The sequence below is a fragment of the Mycetocola sp. genome, assembly GCF_025464835.1.
In the GTDB taxonomy this organism is placed as follows: Bacteria; Actinomycetota; Actinomycetes; order Actinomycetales; family Microbacteriaceae; genus Mycetocola_A.
The window spans coordinates 22,690-38,238 of sequence record NZ_JAODMP010000070.1 but is presented as its reverse complement, the minus strand read 5'-3'; the positions used below and the strand labels follow the sequence as shown (position 1 = coordinate 38,238).

At 65.2% G+C, this 15,549-nt stretch carries 20 protein-coding genes; 1 reads left to right on the top strand and 19 read right to left on the bottom strand.

The window, feature by feature from the left end; genetic code table 11:
• Nucleotide 1 precedes the first annotated feature (1 nt).
• The 9 genes from JWP90_RS09000 to glmS all read right to left on the bottom strand — a co-directional run bounded on the left by JWP90_RS09000 (nt 2) and on the right by glmS (nt 7,386).
• Complete coding sequence (locus JWP90_RS09000) at nt 2-325, bottom strand: hypothetical protein (protein WP_297362776.1); 324 nt, start codon at nt 323-325, stop codon at nt 2-4.
• A 15-nt stretch (nt 326-340) separates the two neighbouring features.
• On the bottom strand, nt 341-892 hold the full coding sequence (locus JWP90_RS08995) for a hypothetical protein (RefSeq protein ID WP_297362772.1): 552 nt from the start codon (nt 890-892) through the stop codon (nt 341-343).
• Nucleotides 893-1,286: 394 nt separating this feature from the next.
• Nucleotides 1,287-2,345 carry a tRNA (adenosine(37)-N6)-threonylcarbamoyltransferase complex transferase subunit TsaD gene (gene tsaD / locus JWP90_RS08990; protein WP_297362826.1) on the bottom strand — a complete coding sequence of 353 codons (1,059 nt, stop codon included), beginning with the start codon at nt 2,343-2,345 and terminating at the stop codon, nt 1,287-1,289.
• 11 nt (nt 2,346-2,356) lie between these two features.
• Nucleotides 2,357-2,845, bottom strand: a complete 489-nt coding sequence (gene rimI, locus JWP90_RS08985) for a ribosomal protein S18-alanine N-acetyltransferase (protein WP_297362768.1) — start codon at nt 2,843-2,845, stop codon at nt 2,357-2,359.
• Entirely contained in the window at nt 2,842-3,459 is a 618-nt protein-coding gene (tsaB, locus tag JWP90_RS08980; RefSeq protein ID WP_297362765.1) for a tRNA (adenosine(37)-N6)-threonylcarbamoyltransferase complex dimerization subunit type 1 TsaB, read from the bottom strand. Before tsaB ends, rimI begins: the two co-directional genes overlap by 4 nt.
• Before the next feature lie 30 nt (nt 3,460-3,489).
• Nucleotides 3,490-3,969 (bottom strand): tRNA (adenosine(37)-N6)-threonylcarbamoyltransferase complex ATPase subunit type 1 TsaE, encoded by a 480-nt coding sequence (gene tsaE / locus JWP90_RS08975; protein ID WP_297362762.1) that lies wholly within the window; start codon nt 3,967-3,969, stop codon nt 3,490-3,492.
• On the bottom strand, nt 3,966-5,072 hold the full coding sequence (gene alr / locus JWP90_RS08970) for an alanine racemase (protein WP_297362759.1): 1,107 nt from the start codon (nt 5,070-5,072) through the stop codon (nt 3,966-3,968). The genes tsaE and alr overlap by 4 nt, the downstream gene beginning before the upstream one ends.
• On the bottom strand, nt 5,069-5,455 hold the full coding sequence (locus tag JWP90_RS08965; RefSeq protein WP_297362756.1) for a holo-ACP synthase: 387 nt from the start codon (nt 5,453-5,455) through the stop codon (nt 5,069-5,071). The genes alr and JWP90_RS08965 overlap by 4 nt, the downstream gene beginning before the upstream one ends.
• A gap of 80 nt (nt 5,456-5,535) precedes the next feature.
• Nucleotides 5,536-7,386 (bottom strand): glutamine--fructose-6-phosphate transaminase (isomerizing), encoded by a 1,851-nt coding sequence (gene glmS, locus JWP90_RS08960; protein WP_297362754.1) that lies wholly within the window; start codon nt 7,384-7,386, stop codon nt 5,536-5,538.
• Nucleotides 7,387-7,420: 34 nt separating this feature from the next.
• Between glmS and coaA the strand changes: the two genes are divergently transcribed.
• Complete coding sequence (gene coaA / locus JWP90_RS08955) at nt 7,421-8,377, top strand: type I pantothenate kinase (RefSeq protein ID WP_297362752.1); 957 nt, start codon at nt 7,421-7,423, stop codon at nt 8,375-8,377.
• Nucleotides 8,378-8,438: 61 nt separating this feature from the next.
• Here coaA and glmM read toward each other — a convergent pair whose 3' ends face one another.
• The 10 genes from glmM to infA all read right to left on the bottom strand — a co-directional run bounded on the left by glmM (nt 8,439) and on the right by infA (nt 15,467).
• The gene (gene glmM, locus JWP90_RS08950) at nt 8,439-9,800 is read right to left on the bottom strand and encodes a phosphoglucosamine mutase (RefSeq protein WP_297362749.1); all 1,362 of its coding nucleotides are present in this window, start codon (nt 9,798-9,800) and stop codon (nt 8,439-8,441) included.
• Nucleotides 9,801-9,827: 27 nt separating this feature from the next.
• On the bottom strand, nt 9,828-10,313 hold the full coding sequence (gene rpsI / locus JWP90_RS08945; RefSeq protein WP_297362746.1) for a 30S ribosomal protein S9: 486 nt from the start codon (nt 10,311-10,313) through the stop codon (nt 9,828-9,830).
• Nucleotides 10,314-10,341: 28 nt separating this feature from the next.
• A complete protein-coding gene (gene rplM / locus JWP90_RS08940) occupies nt 10,342-10,788 on the bottom strand; it encodes a 50S ribosomal protein L13 (protein WP_297362743.1) in 447 nt (148 codons plus the stop codon).
• 136 nt (nt 10,789-10,924) lie between these two features.
• Complete coding sequence (truA, locus tag JWP90_RS08935; RefSeq protein WP_297362741.1) at nt 10,925-11,842, bottom strand: tRNA pseudouridine(38-40) synthase TruA; 918 nt, start codon at nt 11,840-11,842, stop codon at nt 10,925-10,927.
• 461 nt (nt 11,843-12,303) lie between these two features.
• Nucleotides 12,304-12,858 carry a 50S ribosomal protein L17 gene (gene rplQ, locus JWP90_RS08930; protein ID WP_297362738.1) on the bottom strand — a complete coding sequence of 185 codons (555 nt, stop codon included), beginning with the start codon at nt 12,856-12,858 and terminating at the stop codon, nt 12,304-12,306.
• A gap of 48 nt (nt 12,859-12,906) precedes the next feature.
• Nucleotides 12,907-13,899 carry a DNA-directed RNA polymerase subunit alpha gene (locus JWP90_RS08925; protein ID WP_297362735.1) on the bottom strand — a complete coding sequence of 331 codons (993 nt, stop codon included), beginning with the start codon at nt 13,897-13,899 and terminating at the stop codon, nt 12,907-12,909.
• Nucleotides 13,900-14,026: 127 nt separating this feature from the next.
• On the bottom strand, nt 14,027-14,425 hold the full coding sequence (gene rpsK / locus JWP90_RS08920; RefSeq protein ID WP_018191944.1) for a 30S ribosomal protein S11: 399 nt from the start codon (nt 14,423-14,425) through the stop codon (nt 14,027-14,029).
• Between the two features lie 43 nt (nt 14,426-14,468).
• Nucleotides 14,469-14,843 carry a 30S ribosomal protein S13 gene (rpsM, locus tag JWP90_RS08915; protein WP_297362725.1) on the bottom strand — a complete coding sequence of 125 codons (375 nt, stop codon included), beginning with the start codon at nt 14,841-14,843 and terminating at the stop codon, nt 14,469-14,471.
• Nucleotides 14,844-15,054: 211 nt separating this feature from the next.
• The gene (rpmJ, locus tag JWP90_RS08910; RefSeq protein WP_090712353.1) at nt 15,055-15,168 is read right to left on the bottom strand and encodes a 50S ribosomal protein L36; all 114 of its coding nucleotides are present in this window, start codon (nt 15,166-15,168) and stop codon (nt 15,055-15,057) included.
• A 77-nt stretch (nt 15,169-15,245) separates the two neighbouring features.
• Nucleotides 15,246-15,467 carry a translation initiation factor IF-1 gene (gene infA / locus JWP90_RS08905; protein ID WP_111720612.1) on the bottom strand — a complete coding sequence of 74 codons (222 nt, stop codon included), beginning with the start codon at nt 15,465-15,467 and terminating at the stop codon, nt 15,246-15,248.
• Between the last annotated feature and the right edge of the window lie 82 nt (nt 15,468-15,549).

Sequence of the window (15,549 nt, the reverse complement as noted above, 5' to 3'; positions counted from 1 at the left end):
TTTACCTCCAGGCTTTGACGAGACTCGCCACGAAGAACGGTGCTGCGGCCAGCGCTGTGACGATGTGCCGCCGTGAGTGCGAACTGATCGCCGGGATCATCACGAGGGGTACAGCGGCGGGAAGCAGCAGCAGCCCTGCGCGGTTGCGGCTCCAGAACAGCGAGGTTGCCGCGGCCGCCGCGAGACTCGTCGTCGAGATGTACAGCGCATGGTGGACCCAGTGCGCGCGCCCCGTGTGAAGGGTGCCGGTGGCGACCGCCGCACCGAGGGCGCAGTTCGCGAGGTAGCTCGTCGTGGCTGCGGTGAAGAGAACGGCGGGGTTCACTGGCGGATCCTTTCGCTATGACGCTGTCAGGGCGAGCCAGGTGAGGATGCTGTAGGTGAGCCAGCCGAGGGAGAGCACCACGCCAACGAAGCCGGTGATGATCGCGCTCAGGGCGACACCGCTGGCCTGTGGCTGCCTCGATCTGGCGAGAAATCCCAATACGATGGCGGCGATCGACAGGAGCAGGGTCCAGCCGAAGAAGATCCCGCCGACCATACCGACCACACCGAGGAAAAGGCCAGTGGTGGCGAGTCGCGCAGCCGGCTTGACGGGCGCGGCGGCCGGGTCTGGCTGGGAGTTCTCCGGGTACCCGGGTGGCGGGTAACCGGGAGCCTGGTAATCGGGTGTCTGGTAATCGGGTGTCTGGTAAGCGGGGGCGGCGTAGTACCCGGGCGCACCAGTCGCTCGAAAACCCGGTGAGCCGGGCGGCGCGAATCCGGACGGCTGCTCCGGCGGAACGTTCGCGTCCCTCAGCGGGGCAGCCGGTGGCGGAGCATGCCGGCCCGACGGCTGGCCGAACGGGTTCGGCGGCGGTGTGGATGCTCCCCCCAGTGCAGCTGTAGGCAACACGGTGAAGCCAGCGGCCGGGGATCGGTTCGGGTATGCCGGCTCAGAAGGTTCGGTCGCCGAGGCTGAGCCAGCCACGTTCTCAGAGACTGGTTCCCGCTCAGCGGCCGGTACCGGCTGGGGAGGAAGGGGCGGTCGCGCAGGAAGATCTTCGGGAGGCTGGGGGTCTGACAAAGTTCTCTCCTGTCGCCGAAGCACGAGGTCGGTTGGCACCCGCGAGGTAAGCGCCGGCATCCAGAATCACACCCTACCGCGATGCGTCACGCAACCAGCCCTCACACAACTGCTGCACCGCTGCTGCGCCAGAAGCGGCTGCCCCGCGTCGAAATATCCAGCCGTTTTCGGCCATGCACGGGCGAATTCGACCTTTTTTGGCGTGGCAAGGGTCCCAGAGTCAGGAAACCTGGATCTCGGTGACCGGCAGAGTCGAATCGGCCGAGAAGTCGAGGGTCGACGGGCCATGGCCGGCCATGATCAGCTGCGCGCCGAGCTCGGCGATCATGGCACCGTTATCTGTGCACAGGGACAACGGCGGGATCCTCAGGGCAACTCCGGCGGCCGCCGCGCGTTCGGTCGCCAGTTCCCTGACCCGCGCATTCGCGACGACACCGCCACCGAGGAGCAGCCGCGGAACCTGGTGGTCCGCACAGGCTGCGATGGCCTTGGTGAGGAGCACATCCGCAACCGCTTCACGGAAGCTGGCAGCGACATCCGCGACGGGCACCTCGTTGCCGAGGTCCTGCTGCTTCTCCACCCAACGGGCGACAGACGTCTTGAGGCCGGAGAACGAGAAATCGTAGCGGTGCTTCGCCATGTCCTTGGGCAGGGTCAGCCCGCGCGGGAAGCGAATTGCTGCCGGGTCGCCGAGCGCGGCGAGCCTGTCGATCTCCGGGCCACCAGGGTATGGCAGGCCGAGAAGTCGCGCGACTTTGTCGAAAGCCTCCCCCGCGGCGTCGTCGATCGTCTCGCCGAGAAGTTCGACGTCGCTGACGAGGTCACGGACGAGGAGCAGCGAGGTGTGCCCGCCGGAAACCAGCAGGGCGATCGTAGGGTATTCGAATGGGGTGCCGGATCCGTCGAGGATGTCGGCGCCGACGTGACCGACGAGGTGGTTCACCGCGTAGATCGGCTTGTCGAGTGCCACGGCGAGCGCCTTCGCCGCACCGACACCGACCATGAGCGCGCCGGAAAGACCTGGACCGGATGTCACGGCGATCGCGTCAAGGTCGTCGAGCGAGATTCCCGCTTCTGCGACCGCTGCGGTCAGGGCTGGTACGAGCTCCTCCAGGTGGGCGCGCGCCGCGACCTCCGGCACGACACCGCCGTAGCGGGCGTGCTCCTCCATCGAGGAAGCGATGGTGTTGCTCAGAAGCTCGCGGCCACGAACGATTCCGATGCCGGTTTCGTCGCAGGAGGTTTCAATGCCGAGGACGAGCGGTGCCTCCCGGTTCATGCCAGGAGTGGTCACGAGGCACCGACAGCGGTGCTCGGGCGGGAGAGTTCGAGTTTCATCACGATGGCGTCCACGTCGTCTGGCTGGTAGTACCCGGGGCGCACGCCGATGCCGGCGAACCCCAGAGAGTCGTACAGGGCCTGCGCGCCGGCGTTGTCCGCGCGGACCTCGAGGAACAGGTCACGGACGCCAGCGGCCCTGGCCGCTTTGATCAGGGCGTGCATGAGCACCCGTCCGAGCCCCATACGTCGCACCTGGGGTGCAACCGCGATGGTCTGCACGTCCGCTTCCGTCGCTCCGGCCGGGACCATCAGCCCGGCGTAACCCTGCACGATGTCAGGGGCGCCGAGCGCCGTAGCCACGACATAGACGGTGTGATCCGATTCGAGTTCCGAACGCATCATCTCTTCTGACCAGGCATCCGTGACGAACACGGACCGCTCGATGTCCATGATGTGGTGGAGGTCGGCGACGGATGCCCGGCGCAGCTGCCAGGTCATGCGGTCACCCGTTTGCGCGATGACATGGTGACGTCTGGGGACCGAAGGTAGAGCGGTTCATCGGCCGCGAAACCGGCGCCGGCCGCCCAGGTGAGCTCGGCGAGCATGCCGAGCGATCCCGCCGATACGGCATCCGCGTCGATCCGCATCCCTGTGCCGGGCGGTACGTCTTCGGCAGCTGCCAGGCCGGGCCCAGCCGAGCGGATCGGCAACCCGTGAACGGTGGTTCCGGTGTATGCGGACCAGTACAGTTCTCGACGCCGTGCGTCCGTCGCGACGAGGAGGTCGCCGCTGTTCCCCGCCGCGTACCAGGCGAAGGCGACGGCGTCGTGGCTGACCAACGGGACGACACGCTTGCCGGCACCGAAGGCGAAAGCGCGGGCAGCGGCGATGCCGATCCGCAGCCCGGTGAACGGCCCTGGACCCATGCCGCACGCGACCGCCGAGAGGTCGGCCGCCGACACTCCAGCCGCGCTGAGCGTGTCCCGGATCAACGCGCCGACGACCTCCGCATGCCGCATGGTGTCATCGACGGCCTGTTCGGCGAGGATCCCACCGTCGCGGTCGACCACGGCGACGGAGGTTCCGGTTGAAGAATCGATGGCGAGAAGCACCCGTCCAGCCTACGCGGTCGGGGCGGCCGGTCAGGCTGGGTGCGGTTCGTGCCTGGTGATCCGGATGCGACGGGGTTCGTCGACCGGGTCGGCGTCGTTCGCGTCGGTATTCCCTGCCCCGGTCGGCCGCTCGATCTCGATGTCGACCCAGCGAGACGCGACGGCGTCCACCATGCCCCGGCCCCATTCGACGAGAACGACACTGCCTGCGAAGTCGATGTCGAGGTCGTCGAGTTCGATGGGCTCGCTGAGGCGGTAGGCGTCGACGTGCACGAGCGGAGGGCCTCCGACGAGGCTCGGGTGGGTTCGGGCGAGCACGAAGGTCGGGCTGGTCACCGGGCCACGCACGCCAAGGCCTTCACCGATGCCGCGGGCGAGCGTGGTCTTTCCTGCACCAAGCGGACCGGTGAGCACGAGCAGGTCACCTGCGGCCAGCGACCGGCCGAGCCGCACACCGAACGCGTGCATCTTTTCTGAGGTGGCCACAACGATCTCTTCTGTCCCGATCATTCGGAGTACCGCCGTTCAACCCGCGCACCGATCCTGGTCACGATGTCGTAGTTGATCGTGCCGGCCGCTGCCGCCCAGTCTGAAGCGCCGGGGGCGCCGACGGCAGGATCGCCGAACAGGATGACGTCATCACCAACGGCGACAGCGGTGTCGCCGACATCGACGACGAACTGGTCCATGGCGACCCGCCCGGCGACGGGGAATTGGCGTCCGGCGATCAGAACCGGGCCTGCACCGGAGGCCTGGCGCGGCACACCGTCCGCGTACCCCAGCGGTACGAGGGCGAGCGTCGACTCGTCAGCGGTGCGGTAGGTGTAGCTGTAGGAGACCCCGGTTCCGGCGGGAACGCGCCTGACAGCGGCGATCCTCCCCCGCAGAGTCATCGCCGGGGTGAGGCCCAGGTCCGCAGAGCTGCGGTCGTCGAACGGCGACAGCCCGTACATGCCGATCCCGATTCTCACGGTGTTGAAGCGGGCATCGGGCAGGTCGATGGCCGCCGCTGTAGCGGCGAGGTGCACCAGACCGGGACGAAGGCCCTCGGCGTTCGCGAGAGCGAGTCCGCGGTTGAACACGGCAAGCGCGGCACGGTCATCCGAGGGCGAGGTATTGGAGAGGTGGGAGAAGATCCCGCGCACTCGTAACACCCCGGACTTTTCGAGGTCGGTCGCCCGCCGGAACAGATGTGCCCAGTCCTCTTCGACGACGCCATTCCTGCTGAGACCGGTGTCGAGTTTCAGGTGGACGTGCGCGGTTCCGCCGCCGGCGGCATCCGCTATTTGCTGGAGCTGGGCAGCAGAAGACACCCCGAGGTCGACGCCTGCCCGGATCGCTGCCGCGAAGTCGGCGCCGTCCGGGTGCAGCCAGCAAAGAATCGGCGAATCGATACCGGCGGTGCGCAGCGCGAGTGCTTCCTGGATGTCAGCCGTTCCCAGCCAGTCAGCTCCGCCGGCGAGCGCGGCCCTGGCGACGGGAACCGCACCGTGGCCGTAACCGTCCGCCTTGACCACGGCGATGACATGAGGCGTGCCGATGACCTTCCGAAGGGTACGAATGTTGCGGGTCACCGCATCGAGGTCGATCACGGCCTCCCGAAAAGCGGTCATGCGGCATCCGCTCCGGCTGGAACGGTGTCGTCGGCCCGTTCGGCGATGACGAAGGCGATGGCCGCGCCGGCGTCGTGACTCATCGAGAGGTGCAGGGAGGTGATGCCGCGGGCAGCCACAACCTCCGCGGTCTCTCCGGCCAGCTCGAACCGGGGGTCTCCCTGCGCACTGTTCGTCACGGTGATGTCAAGCCAGTGCACACCGTCGGAGCTGCCGAGCGCCTTGATGAGGGCCTCCTTGGCGGCGAACCGGCCAGCCAGCGAGCGAAGCGGTTTGTCGTGCTCACTCGGGGCGAACAGGCGGTCGCGCAGCCGCGGCGTCCGGTCGACCGCGCGTTCGAATCGCGCAAGGTCCACGAGGTCAACGCCGATTCCGACGATCACTCTGCTCCTTCCTGGCCGTCCCGACCGCCAGTACGCCTCCGACAGCCCTTCGTCGGCTGTGCTCAATCCGACAGTGGCGGTTACTCGACGGTGACGGACTTGGCCAGGTTACGGGGCTGGTCGACGTCGAGGCCTTTGGCGCTGGCGAGTTCCATGGCGAAGATCTGCATCGGGATGACGGCGAGGAGCGGCTCGAACAGCGGAGCGGCCAGAGGGATGCGGATCACAACGTCAGTGAACGGCAGCACCGAGGCGTCGCCCTCTTCGGCGATCGCGATGACCTTGGCCCCGCGGGCACGGATCTCCTGGATGTTCGAGACAACCTTCGAGTGGATCGTTGCAGACCCTCGCGGGCTCGGTACGACGACGAAGACCGGCTGCCCGGGCTCGATCAGTGCGATCGGACCGTGCTTGAGTTCCCCGGCAGCGAAGCCCTCCGCGTGGATGTACGCGAGTTCCTTGAGCTTCAGTGCACCCTCGAGCGCGATCGGGAACCCGACGTGGCGGCCGAGGAAGAGCACGGCGCGGGAGTCGCTCATCCAGCGGGCGAGCTGGACGACGACATCCTGCTCACCGAGGATCGTGCGGATCTTCTGAGGGATTCCGACGAGCTCGGCCGACTGCTCAGCGAGGATCTCAGGTGTCTGGGTTCCACGCACCCGGGCGAGGTGCAGGGCGAACAGGTAAAGGGCGGTGATCTGCGCGACGAACGCTTTGGTGGACGCGACCGCGACCTCCGGTCCGGCGTGGGTGTACACGACGGCGTCGGACTCGCGAGGAATCGTCGCTCCCTGCGTGTTGCAGATCGAAAGCGTCTTCGCGCCGGCCTCGCTGGCGTATTTGACGGCCATGAGCGTGTCCATCGTCTCACCGGACTGGCTGATGGAGACGACGAGCGTCTGCGGAGTGATGACCGGCTCACGGTAACGGAACTCGTGGCTGAGTTCGACGTCGACGGGGATGCCGGCCCATTTCTCGAGTGCGTACTTGCCGACCTGACCGGCGTATGCCGCTGTGCCGCAGGCGATGACGACGATGCGGTTGATGTCGGTGAACAGTTCGTCGAGCCCGTTCAGCTCGGGGATGACAACCTGGCCGTCTGCGTCGATGCGTCCGCGAAGGGTGTTGGCGACGGCATCCGGCTCTTCGTCGATCTCTTTGGCCATGAAGCTGGACCATCCGCCCTTTTCGGCGGCCGAAGCGTCCCACTGGATCTCGAACGGCTCCACCTCGACGGCGGCTCCGAAGAAGTCGGTGACCTCGACCTTGTCCGGGGTGATCGAGACGATCTGGTCCTGGCCGATGGCGAGGGCGTTCTGGGTGTACTCGACGAACGCGGCGACATCCGACGCGAGGAAGTTCTCTCCGTCGCCGAGCCCGATCACGAGGGGCGAATTGCGGCGGGCACCGACGACGAGGCCGGGCTGTTCCTCGTGCACGGCGAGGAGGGTGAAAGCACCCTCGAGCTGTGCGACGACGTTCTGGAAAGCCTCGCGGAGGTCCTTGGTCTTGCGGTACTCGCGGCCGAGCAGCACGGCGGCCACTTCGGAGTCGGTCTCGCTGATGAAGCTGTACCCGTCGGCGAGCAGCTCCTTCTTGAGCGGCGCGAAGTTCTCGATGATTCCGTTGTGGATGAGGGCGAGCTTGCCGTCATCGCCGAGGTGCGGGTGAGCGTTCTGGTCGGTCGGGGCGCCGTGGGTTGCCCAGCGGGTGTGCCCGATCCCGGTGTGGCTGACCTGCATGGCGCTGTTCTTGACGTCACCGGCGAGGACGGCAAGCTTCCCTGCACGCTTGCGGGTGCGGATGGAACCTGTTTCATCGATCACCGCGACGCCGGCAGAGTCATACCCTCGATACTCCAGTCGGCCGAGACCGCTGAGAAGGACATTGATGCTGTCGTTGTTGCCAACGTAACCGACGATTCCACACATGGGCTCAACAATACCGGCAATAGACTGGGAACCTATGTCGGACCCCTCCCACGGCTCAGCGTCGCATGCCCAGTCAACGCCCTTCGTCGAGATCGACCGTTCGGATTGGGCGAGACTCTCCCCGACCGCCGAGTCGCCCCTGACCGACGCCGAGGTGTTCCAGCTGAGAGGTCTTGGTGATCGCCTCGACATCAATGAGGTTGCAGAGGTGTATCTGCCGCTCAGCCGACTGCTGAGCCTGTACGTCGCCAACGCCAAGCGCCTGCACGAGTCGACGAGCGCGTTCCTCGGGGAGAAAGCACAGCACACGCCTTTCGTCATCGGCGTCGCCGGTTCGGTGGCGGTCGGTAAGTCGACGGTCGCCCGTCTCCTGCGGGAGCTGATGTCGCGCTGGCCGGACACCCCGCGGGTCGAGCTGATCACCACAGACGGTTTCCTGTACCCCAATGCTGAACTGGAACGCCGCGGGATCATGGCGAGGAAGGGGTTCCCCGAATCGTACGACCGGCGAGCCCTCCTGCGCTTCGTCAGCGCAGTGAAAAGCGGAGCCGGTGAGGTCAGAGCGCCGTTCTACTCGCACCTCAAATACGACATCATCCCGGACGCGCAGGTCGTCGTGCGCCGTCCTGACGTGCTCATCGTCGAGGGCCTCAACGTGCTGCAGCCTGCAGGCGACGGCAACCGGCTCACGGTCAGCGACCTCTTCGATTTCAGCATTTATGTCGACGCGCGCGTCTCAGACATCGCCACCTGGTACGGGGAACGGTTCATGGCGCTGCAGCGTGGAGCGTTCACGAACCCGAACTCGTTCTTCAACGTCTACGCCTCCCTCACCGAGGAGGAGGCCAGAGAGAAGGCCAGGTTCTACTGGCGCGAGGTCAACGAACCGAACCTTCTCGAGAACATCCGGCCGACCAGGGCCCGCGCGAAGCTCGTGCTCCGCAAGGCGTCGGACCACACGGTCAGCCAGGTCCTTCTCCGCAAGGTCTGAGGCGCGAAAAGGCCCTGTCTGTGACGCGACAAGCGGAACAGGCAGGGCCTTTTCAAACGGTTCAGACGGTGAGGCGTTCGCGCACGACATCGGCGAGGGCGTGTGCCAGCCGGTCAGCGGTCGGCTGGTCAGCCGCTTCGACCATGACCCGGACGAGCTGCTCCGTTCCGCTGGGGCGAAGAAGCACCCGCCCGGTGTCGCCGAGCTCCCTCTCCGCCGACAGCACGGCCGCGGCGAGGATCTCGTCGCTGTGGATGCCGTTGCGGTCGACATCCTTCACGTTGACGAGGATCTGCGGGTAAACATCCATCACCGAGGCGAGCTCCGCAGCGGTTTTTCCGGTGCGGGCCATCTCGCTCGCGAGGTGAAGGCCGGTCAGGATGCCGTCGCCGGTTGTCGCGAACTCGCTCATGATGACGTGGCCGGACTGTTCGCCGCCGAGGGCGAAGCCGTGTTCATTCATTTCTTCGAGAACGTACCGGTCGCCGACCTTGGTCTGCACGATGGTGATTCCGTGCTCTTCCATCGCTACTCGAAGGCCCAGGTTGCTCATTACAGTGGCGACGAGCGTGTTGTCGGTGAGGTGCCCGCGTTCCTTCATCGAGACCGCCAGGATGGCCATGATCTGGTCGCCGTTGATGACGTTCCCGTTGGCATCCACGGCGAGGCACCGATCGGCGTCACCGTCGTGCGCGATACCGATGTCGGCGCCGTGCTCGATCACGGCCTTGGCTAGGAGATCAAGGTGGGTCGATCCGACACCGTCGTTGATGTTCATGCCGTCCGGGTCGTTGCCGATGATGGTGAGCGTCGCGCCCGCATCTCGGAAGACCTCGGGGGACACTCCGGCGGCGGCACCGTGTGCACAGTCGAGGACGACATGGATGCCATCGAGTCGATGCGGGAGGCTTGCGAGGAGGTGGACCACGTAACGGTCCTCAGCGTCGGCGAAACGCCGGATCCGTCCGACTCCCGCGCCGGTGGGCGCGAGATTCGGCTCGGTGAGGTATTGCTCGATACGTGCTTCGACCTCATCCGGAAGTTTGCGGCCGCCGCGGGCGAAGATCTTGATGCCGTTGTCGGGTGCCGGATTGTGGCTCGCCGAGATCATGACACCGAAGTCGGCGTCGATGTCCGCGATGAGGAAGGCCGCAGCAGGGGTCGGGATGACGCCGGCGTCCAGCACATCGACGCCGCTGGAGGCGAGGCCCGAGGCCACAGCTGCGGCGAGGAAATCACCCGAAACACGAGGGTCCCGGGCGAGCACAGCGACCGGGCGTTTACCTGCGGCACGGCGGGCCTCAGCACTTCGGCCCTGCCCAAGCACCACTGCGGTGGCTTGGGCAAGGCCGAGAGCGAGGTCTGCCGTCAGGTCGACGTTCGCGAGACCGCGAACACCGTCAGTACCAAACAGGCGAGGCATGAGTAGCAGTCCAGGACCGAGGCGCGATTAGCGCTTCGAGAACTGAGGTGCCTTACGTGCCTTCTTGAGTCCAGCCTTCTTGCGCTCCTTGACGCGAGCGTCACGGGACAGGAAGCCGGCCTTCTTCAGTGTTGCGCGGTTGTTCTCTTCGTCGATCTGGTTGAGCGCACGAGCGATACCGAGACGAAGGGCTCCGGCCTGGCCGGAGGGGCCACCGCCTGAGATTCGCGCGATGACGTCGTAGCCACCGGCGAGGTCAAGAACCGTGAACGGGTCGTTGATGAGCTGCTGGTGCAGCTTGTTCGGGAAGTAGTCGGCAAGCTCACGGCCGTTGACCGTGATGCTGCCCGAGCCGGGGATCAGGCGCACGCGGGCGATGGCCTGCTTGCGACGGCCGACGGCTGCGCCGGGGACGCTGAGTGCCGGGCGAGCTGCCTTGGGAGCTGCCTCAGTCGGCGTCTCGGTGGAGAAGCTCTCCGGGGTCTCTGCGATTGAATCTGAAATGTTCGCCACTGTAGGAATCCTTATGTCTCTTCGGCGCTTACTGGGCGACCTGGTCGAGGGTGTACGTCTTGGGCTGCTGAGCGGCGTGCGGGTGCTCTGAACCGGTATAAACCTTCAGCTTGCGCAGCTGCGCGGCGCCGAGGGAGTTCTTGGGGAGCATGCCGCGAACAGCCTTCTCCACCGCACGGCCCGGGTTCTTCTCGAGCAGTTCGGCGTAAGTCACGGCTTTGATGCCGCCCGGGTAACCGGAGTGGCGGTAGGCCTTCTTCTGGAGGAGCTTCTGGCCGGTGAGGGCAACCTTGTCGGCGTTGATGATGATGACGAAGTCACCGGTGTCCATGTGGTTGGCGAATGTCGCCTTGTGCTTTCCACGGAGGAGGATGGCGACGTGGCTGGCCAGTCGGCCGAGCACGATGTCGGTGGCGTCGATGATGAACCAGTCACGCTGGATCTCAGATGCCTTGGGGGTGTAAGTGCGCGTCACAGTAGTGCTGCTTTCTTGTCGTAAGTTGGTTGGTCGTGAATCCCGCTCCGTTGGGAGTTCCAGATTTGGAACGCCGCAGGTGGAGGGCTCAACTTCGGATGCGCGCTGCAGTCAGCGCAGACACCAAGGAGCAACATTACCCGGCGTCATCGTCCGGGTCAAACTCGGCAAAGGGATCCCGCCCGTCCGTGAGTGAACGCCGCTGCCGCGTCAGCTCGGCCCGCTGGCCGAGAAGCGCGTCGGACGGGTAGCCGACCTCGGCGAGCGTGAGCCCGCGAGCCGGCATGACGGCGAACTCATTCGACCGCTCCAGCTCACTCCTGAGCCGTTCGGCGTCGGCGACATCGAGCTTCCCCTCCCCCACGGCGACGCACACGCCGACGAGCGCGCGCACCATGCTGTGGCAAAAGGCATCCGCACGCACGTCCGCCACGAGGACACCGCGGTCATCACGGGTCCAACCGAATCGCTGGAGCGTCCGGATCGTCGTCCTGCCCTCCCTCGGGCGGCAGTACGTCGCGAAGTCGTGCAGCCCGACGAGCGATTCAGCCGCTGCGTTCATCGCCTCCGCATCGAGTGGTGAGGGGTGCCAGACGGTCTGCGCGCGTTCGAGGGGGTTGCGGAACGAGAGGCTGTCGGCGATCCGGTATTCGTAGCGCCGCCACACGGCCGAGAAACGCGCATCGAATCCGTCGGGGGCGGGGGCGGCATTCGTGATGAGAACATCCGGGTACTGGCCGAGGACGCCGTTCACCTTGCGTCGCAGGGCACTGCCGGTCGGATGCAGTCCGTCCTTCGCCGGTCGGCCCCGCCTCACCCGCGCCGCCCGGTCCTCGTCGAGGTCGAGGTGCGCCACCTGGCCGGTCGCGTGGACGCCCGTATCGGTGCGTCCAGCCACCGCTACGAGGATCCGGTCGCCGTGCTTTCCGAGGATTGTCGTGATCGCTTCCTCGAGCACCCCTTGCACGGTGCGGAGCCCCGGCTGCTTGGCCCACCCGGCGAAATGTGTGCCGTCATAAGCGATATCAAGGCGGAAGCGCTGCGGCTGGGTCACTGGGCCAGTTTACGAGAAGCGGTCAGCACTCCTTGACGAGCGTGACCCGGCGGGTGGTCGCGAGGAAGCCCATGCGTTCATAGAGACTGTGCGTCCCGGTATGAGGTGAGCGAGAAGCGCAGGCGCGAGGCGGCGGCCCCGCCACTCCCGCACGGCCCCGATGAGCGCGACATACCCCGCACTGTATCCCTGCAGGTCCCAGTCCTCCTCGTTGAGCGATGTGAGCGCGAAACCGGCGATGCGAGCACCGTTCGCGTCGTCCGCTACGGCGAGTCAGGACGTGCCGCGTGCCGCGTGCCGCGCGCCACGTCGGGGTGGGCAGGAGCCGGGAGCGCTGATCGCGCATGGACCCGGCTGCCCAGGGGAAGACGATCTCCCGTCATGGGCTCAGCCTATGCCGCCAGACGACGAAGCCCCCGGCGCCGTTGCGGGCGCCGGGGGCTTCGTTTCTCGCAGAATGATTACTTGCTTTCGGCCTCAGCCTCGACTGCATCGGCTTCGACAGCGTCCGATTCAACAGCGTCTGCTTCGACAACCTCAGCTTCGGGTGCGTCCTCAACGACAGCCTCATCGGCTTCGACAGCGGGAGCAGCCTCTTCAGCAACGACCGGGGTCGACGCCGCAGCAGTGGTCTTCGACTTCTTCACCTTGGGGGTGACGGGCTCGAGCACCAGTTCGATCTGCACCATGGACGCGTTGTCGCCCTTGCGGAAACCGAGCTTGGTGATGCGGGTGTAGCCACCATCGCGCTCGGCCACGAGGGGAGCGATTTCGGTGAAGAGCTCGTGGACGACCGAGGTGTCACCGATGATGCGCATGACACGGCGGCGAGCGTGGAGGTCTCCGCGCTTCGCGAACGTGATGAGGCGCTCAGCGACCGGGCGGAGGCGCTTGGCCTTCGTCTCGGTGGTCTTGATGCTCTTGTGGGTGAACAGGGCAGCGGCCAGGTTGGCGAGCATCAGACGCTCGTGCGCTGGGCCGCCTCCGAGGCGGGGGCCTTTAGTGGGAGTAGGCATGAAAAGTATTCTCCAGTATCAAAAGTGAAAAGGCGTCGAGGACGAGCCTTAGTTGCTTGTCTCGTCTTCGTAACCCGAGTAGAAGTGGGCGCCGTCGAATCCAGGAACCGAATCCTTGAGCGAAAGGCCCATTTCCACGAGCTTGTCGCGGACCTCATCGACCGACTTCTGTCCGAAGTTGCGGATGTTCATCAGCTGCGTCTCGCTCAACGCCACGAGCTCGGACACGGTGTTGATGCCTTCGCGCTTCAGGCAGTTGTACGAACGCACCGACAGGTCAAGGTCTTCGATCGGAATCGAGAGTTCGCTGGAGAGGACAGCGTCGACCGGCGCTGGGCCGATCTCAATGCCTTCAGCGGCGTTGTTCAGCTCACGGGCGAGACCGAACAGCTCGACGAGGGTCGTACCGGCGGATGCGATGGCGTCGCGCGGCGTGATGGCCGCCTTTGTCTCCACATCGACAACCAGGCGGTCGAAGTCGGTACGCTCACCGGCACGAGTCGCCTCGACGCGGTAGGTGACCTTCAGCACGGGCGAGTAGATCGAGTCGATCGGAATCTGCCCGGCCTCAGAGAACTCGTTGCGGTTCTGGGTGGCGGACACGTAGCCGCGGCCACGCTCGATGGTCAGCTCGAGCTCGAACTTCGCCTTGTCGTTCAGGGTGGCGATGACGAGATCCGGGTTGTGCACCTCGACGCCGGCCGGAGCCGAGATGTCGGCTGCGGTGACCTGGCCTGCGCCGGTCTTACGCAGGTACGCGGTGATCGGCTCATCGTGCTCGCTCGAGACCACAAGACCCTTGATGTTGAGGATGATTTCGGTGGCATCCTCTTTCACACCGGGAATGGTGCTGAACTCGTGCAGCACGCCGTCGATCCGGATGCTGGTTACAGCAGCGCCCGGGATCGAGGAAAGCAGGGTGCGGCGGAGTGAGTTTCCGAGGGTGTAACCGAAGCCGGGCTCCAGGGGCTCAATCACGAACCGGCTGCGGAACTCTGAAATGTTCTCTTCGGTGAGCGTTGGGCGCTGTGCAATAAGCACTATGAAATTCCTTTCGGCTAAGTGTCCGCTATATGACACTTGCAATGGCGAGGTATGAAGTTGTGATCGTCAACGGGCGATTGAGCAGTGCCTGCCAGGCACTGCTCAATCGACCAAAGGTGAGGGTTTAAACGCGGCGACGCTTCGGCGGGCGGCAACCGTTGTGCGCCTGCGGGGTGACGTCGTTGATCGAACCGACCTCGAGGCCTGCGGCCTGGAGTGAGCGGATCGCGGTCTCGCGGCCTGAACCGGGACCCTTGACGAACACGTCAACCTTCTTCATACCGTGTTCCTGCGCCTGACGGGCTGCCGATTCTGCGGCGAGCTGAGCGGCGAACGGGGTCGACTTGCGCGAACCTTTGAAGCCGACTCCACCGGAGGAAGCCCAGCTGATGACGGCACCAGTGGTGTCCGTGATCGACACGATCGTGTTGTTGAAGGTCGACTTGATGTGAGCCTGGCCCACAGCAATGTTCTTCTTCTCTTTTTTACGCGGCTTGCGAGCAGCCGACTTGGGTGCAGCCATTGATTTCTCCTAAATCTTCCTGGCGAGACTCGAGGCCGGGGGCCTAGCGAGCCTTCTTCTTGCCGGCTACGGTCCGCTTCGGGCCCTTGCGGGTACGAGCGTTGGTCTTGGTGCGCTGACCACGGACGGGCAGGCCGCGACGGTGGCGGATGCCTTCGTAGCTACCGATCTCGACCTTGCGGCGGATGTCGGCCTGCACTTCACGGCGGAGGTCACCCTCTACCTTGTAGTTGCCTTCGATGTAGTCGCGGAGCAAGACCAGCTGGTCGTCGCTGAGGTCCTTCACGCGGATGTTTCCATCGATTCCGGTGTCGGCGAGGGTCGCAACGGCCCTCGTGCGTCCAACACCGTAAATGTACGTCAGTGCGATTTCCACGCGCTTATCGCGGGGAATATCTACGCCGGCGAGACGTGCCATGGTGGCTTCTCCTAGGAGTTAGTGGAGGTGTGGAGCAGTTCCTGTGCCCGGGCCTCCGACCCGAGGTGTCCCTCGAAAAGAGTTCTGGAACTGCCGATATTGTGGTGCTGGTCACTGCTCAAGTTGATCGAAATCTCGATCTCGATACGCCGCGGCAAGCGTGCCGCGTCACTCGATCCTGATGTCTGCAAGCGCTTCGCGCCTGCGGACATCAGCCCTGGCGCTGCTTGTGGCGCGGGTTGTCGCAGATGACCATGACGCGTCCGTTGCGACGAATGACTTTGCATTTGTCACAGATCTTCTTGACGCTGGGGTTGACCTTCATGTGATTCTCTCTTTTCGCTGTCGTCGTGCCTGGAGGACCCACAACGTGGGCGAACAGGCCGTTACTTACAGTGCGATCTACTTGTACCGGTAAACGATCCGGCCGCGGGTCAGATCGTATGGGCTGAGCTCGACGATCACGCGGTCCTCGGGGAGGATACGGATGTAGTGCTGACGCATCTTGCCGCTGATTGTGGCAAGAACGCGGTGGCCGTTGGTCAGCTCAACGCGAAACATCGCGTTGGGCAGAGCTTCGACTACTGCGCCTTCGATCTCGATGACACCGTCTTTTTTGGCCATACACTCACTGTCGCTAAAGGTAGGTCGCACTGGTCGTGCGGATGGATTGTGGTGCTGCTTGCCCCATTTGGAGAACACGCAG

Excerpts from the sequence above, each read along its gene's own strand:
- tsaD (WP_297362826.1), bottom strand. The coding sequence starts at position 2,345 with ATGAACCGGGAGGCACCGCTCGTCCTCGGCATTGAAACCTCCTGCGAC.
- rimI (WP_297362768.1), bottom strand. The coding sequence starts at position 2,845 with ATGACCTGGCAGCTGCGCCGGGCATCCGTCGCCGACCTCCACCACATC.
- tsaE (WP_297362762.1), bottom strand. The coding sequence starts at position 3,969 with ATGATCGGGACAGAAGAGATCGTTGTGGCCACCTCAGAAAAGATGCAC.
- alr (WP_297362759.1), bottom strand. The coding sequence starts at position 5,072 with ATGACCGCTTTTCGGGAGGCCGTGATCGACCTCGATGCGGTGACCCGC.
- glmS (WP_297362754.1), bottom strand. The coding sequence starts at position 7,386 with ATGTGTGGAATCGTCGGTTACGTTGGCAACAACGACAGCATCAATGTC.
- coaA (WP_297362752.1), top strand. The coding sequence starts at position 7,421 with ATGTCGGACCCCTCCCACGGCTCAGCGTCGCATGCCCAGTCAACGCCC.
- glmM (WP_297362749.1), bottom strand. The coding sequence starts at position 9,800 with ATGCCTCGCCTGTTTGGTACTGACGGTGTTCGCGGTCTCGCGAACGTC.
- rplQ (WP_297362738.1), bottom strand. The coding sequence starts at position 12,858 with ATGCCTACTCCCACTAAAGGCCCCCGCCTCGGAGGCGGCCCAGCGCAC.
- rpsK (WP_018191944.1), bottom strand. The coding sequence starts at position 14,425 with ATGGCTGCACCCAAGTCGGCTGCTCGCAAGCCGCGTAAAAAAGAGAAG.
- rpsM (WP_297362725.1), bottom strand. The coding sequence starts at position 14,843 with ATGGCACGTCTCGCCGGCGTAGATATTCCCCGCGATAAGCGCGTGGAA.
- rpmJ (WP_090712353.1), bottom strand. The coding sequence starts at position 15,168 with ATGAAGGTCAACCCCAGCGTCAAGAAGATCTGTGACAAATGCAAAGTC.
- infA (WP_111720612.1), bottom strand. The coding sequence starts at position 15,467 with ATGGCCAAAAAAGACGGTGTCATCGAGATCGAAGGCGCAGTAGTCGAA.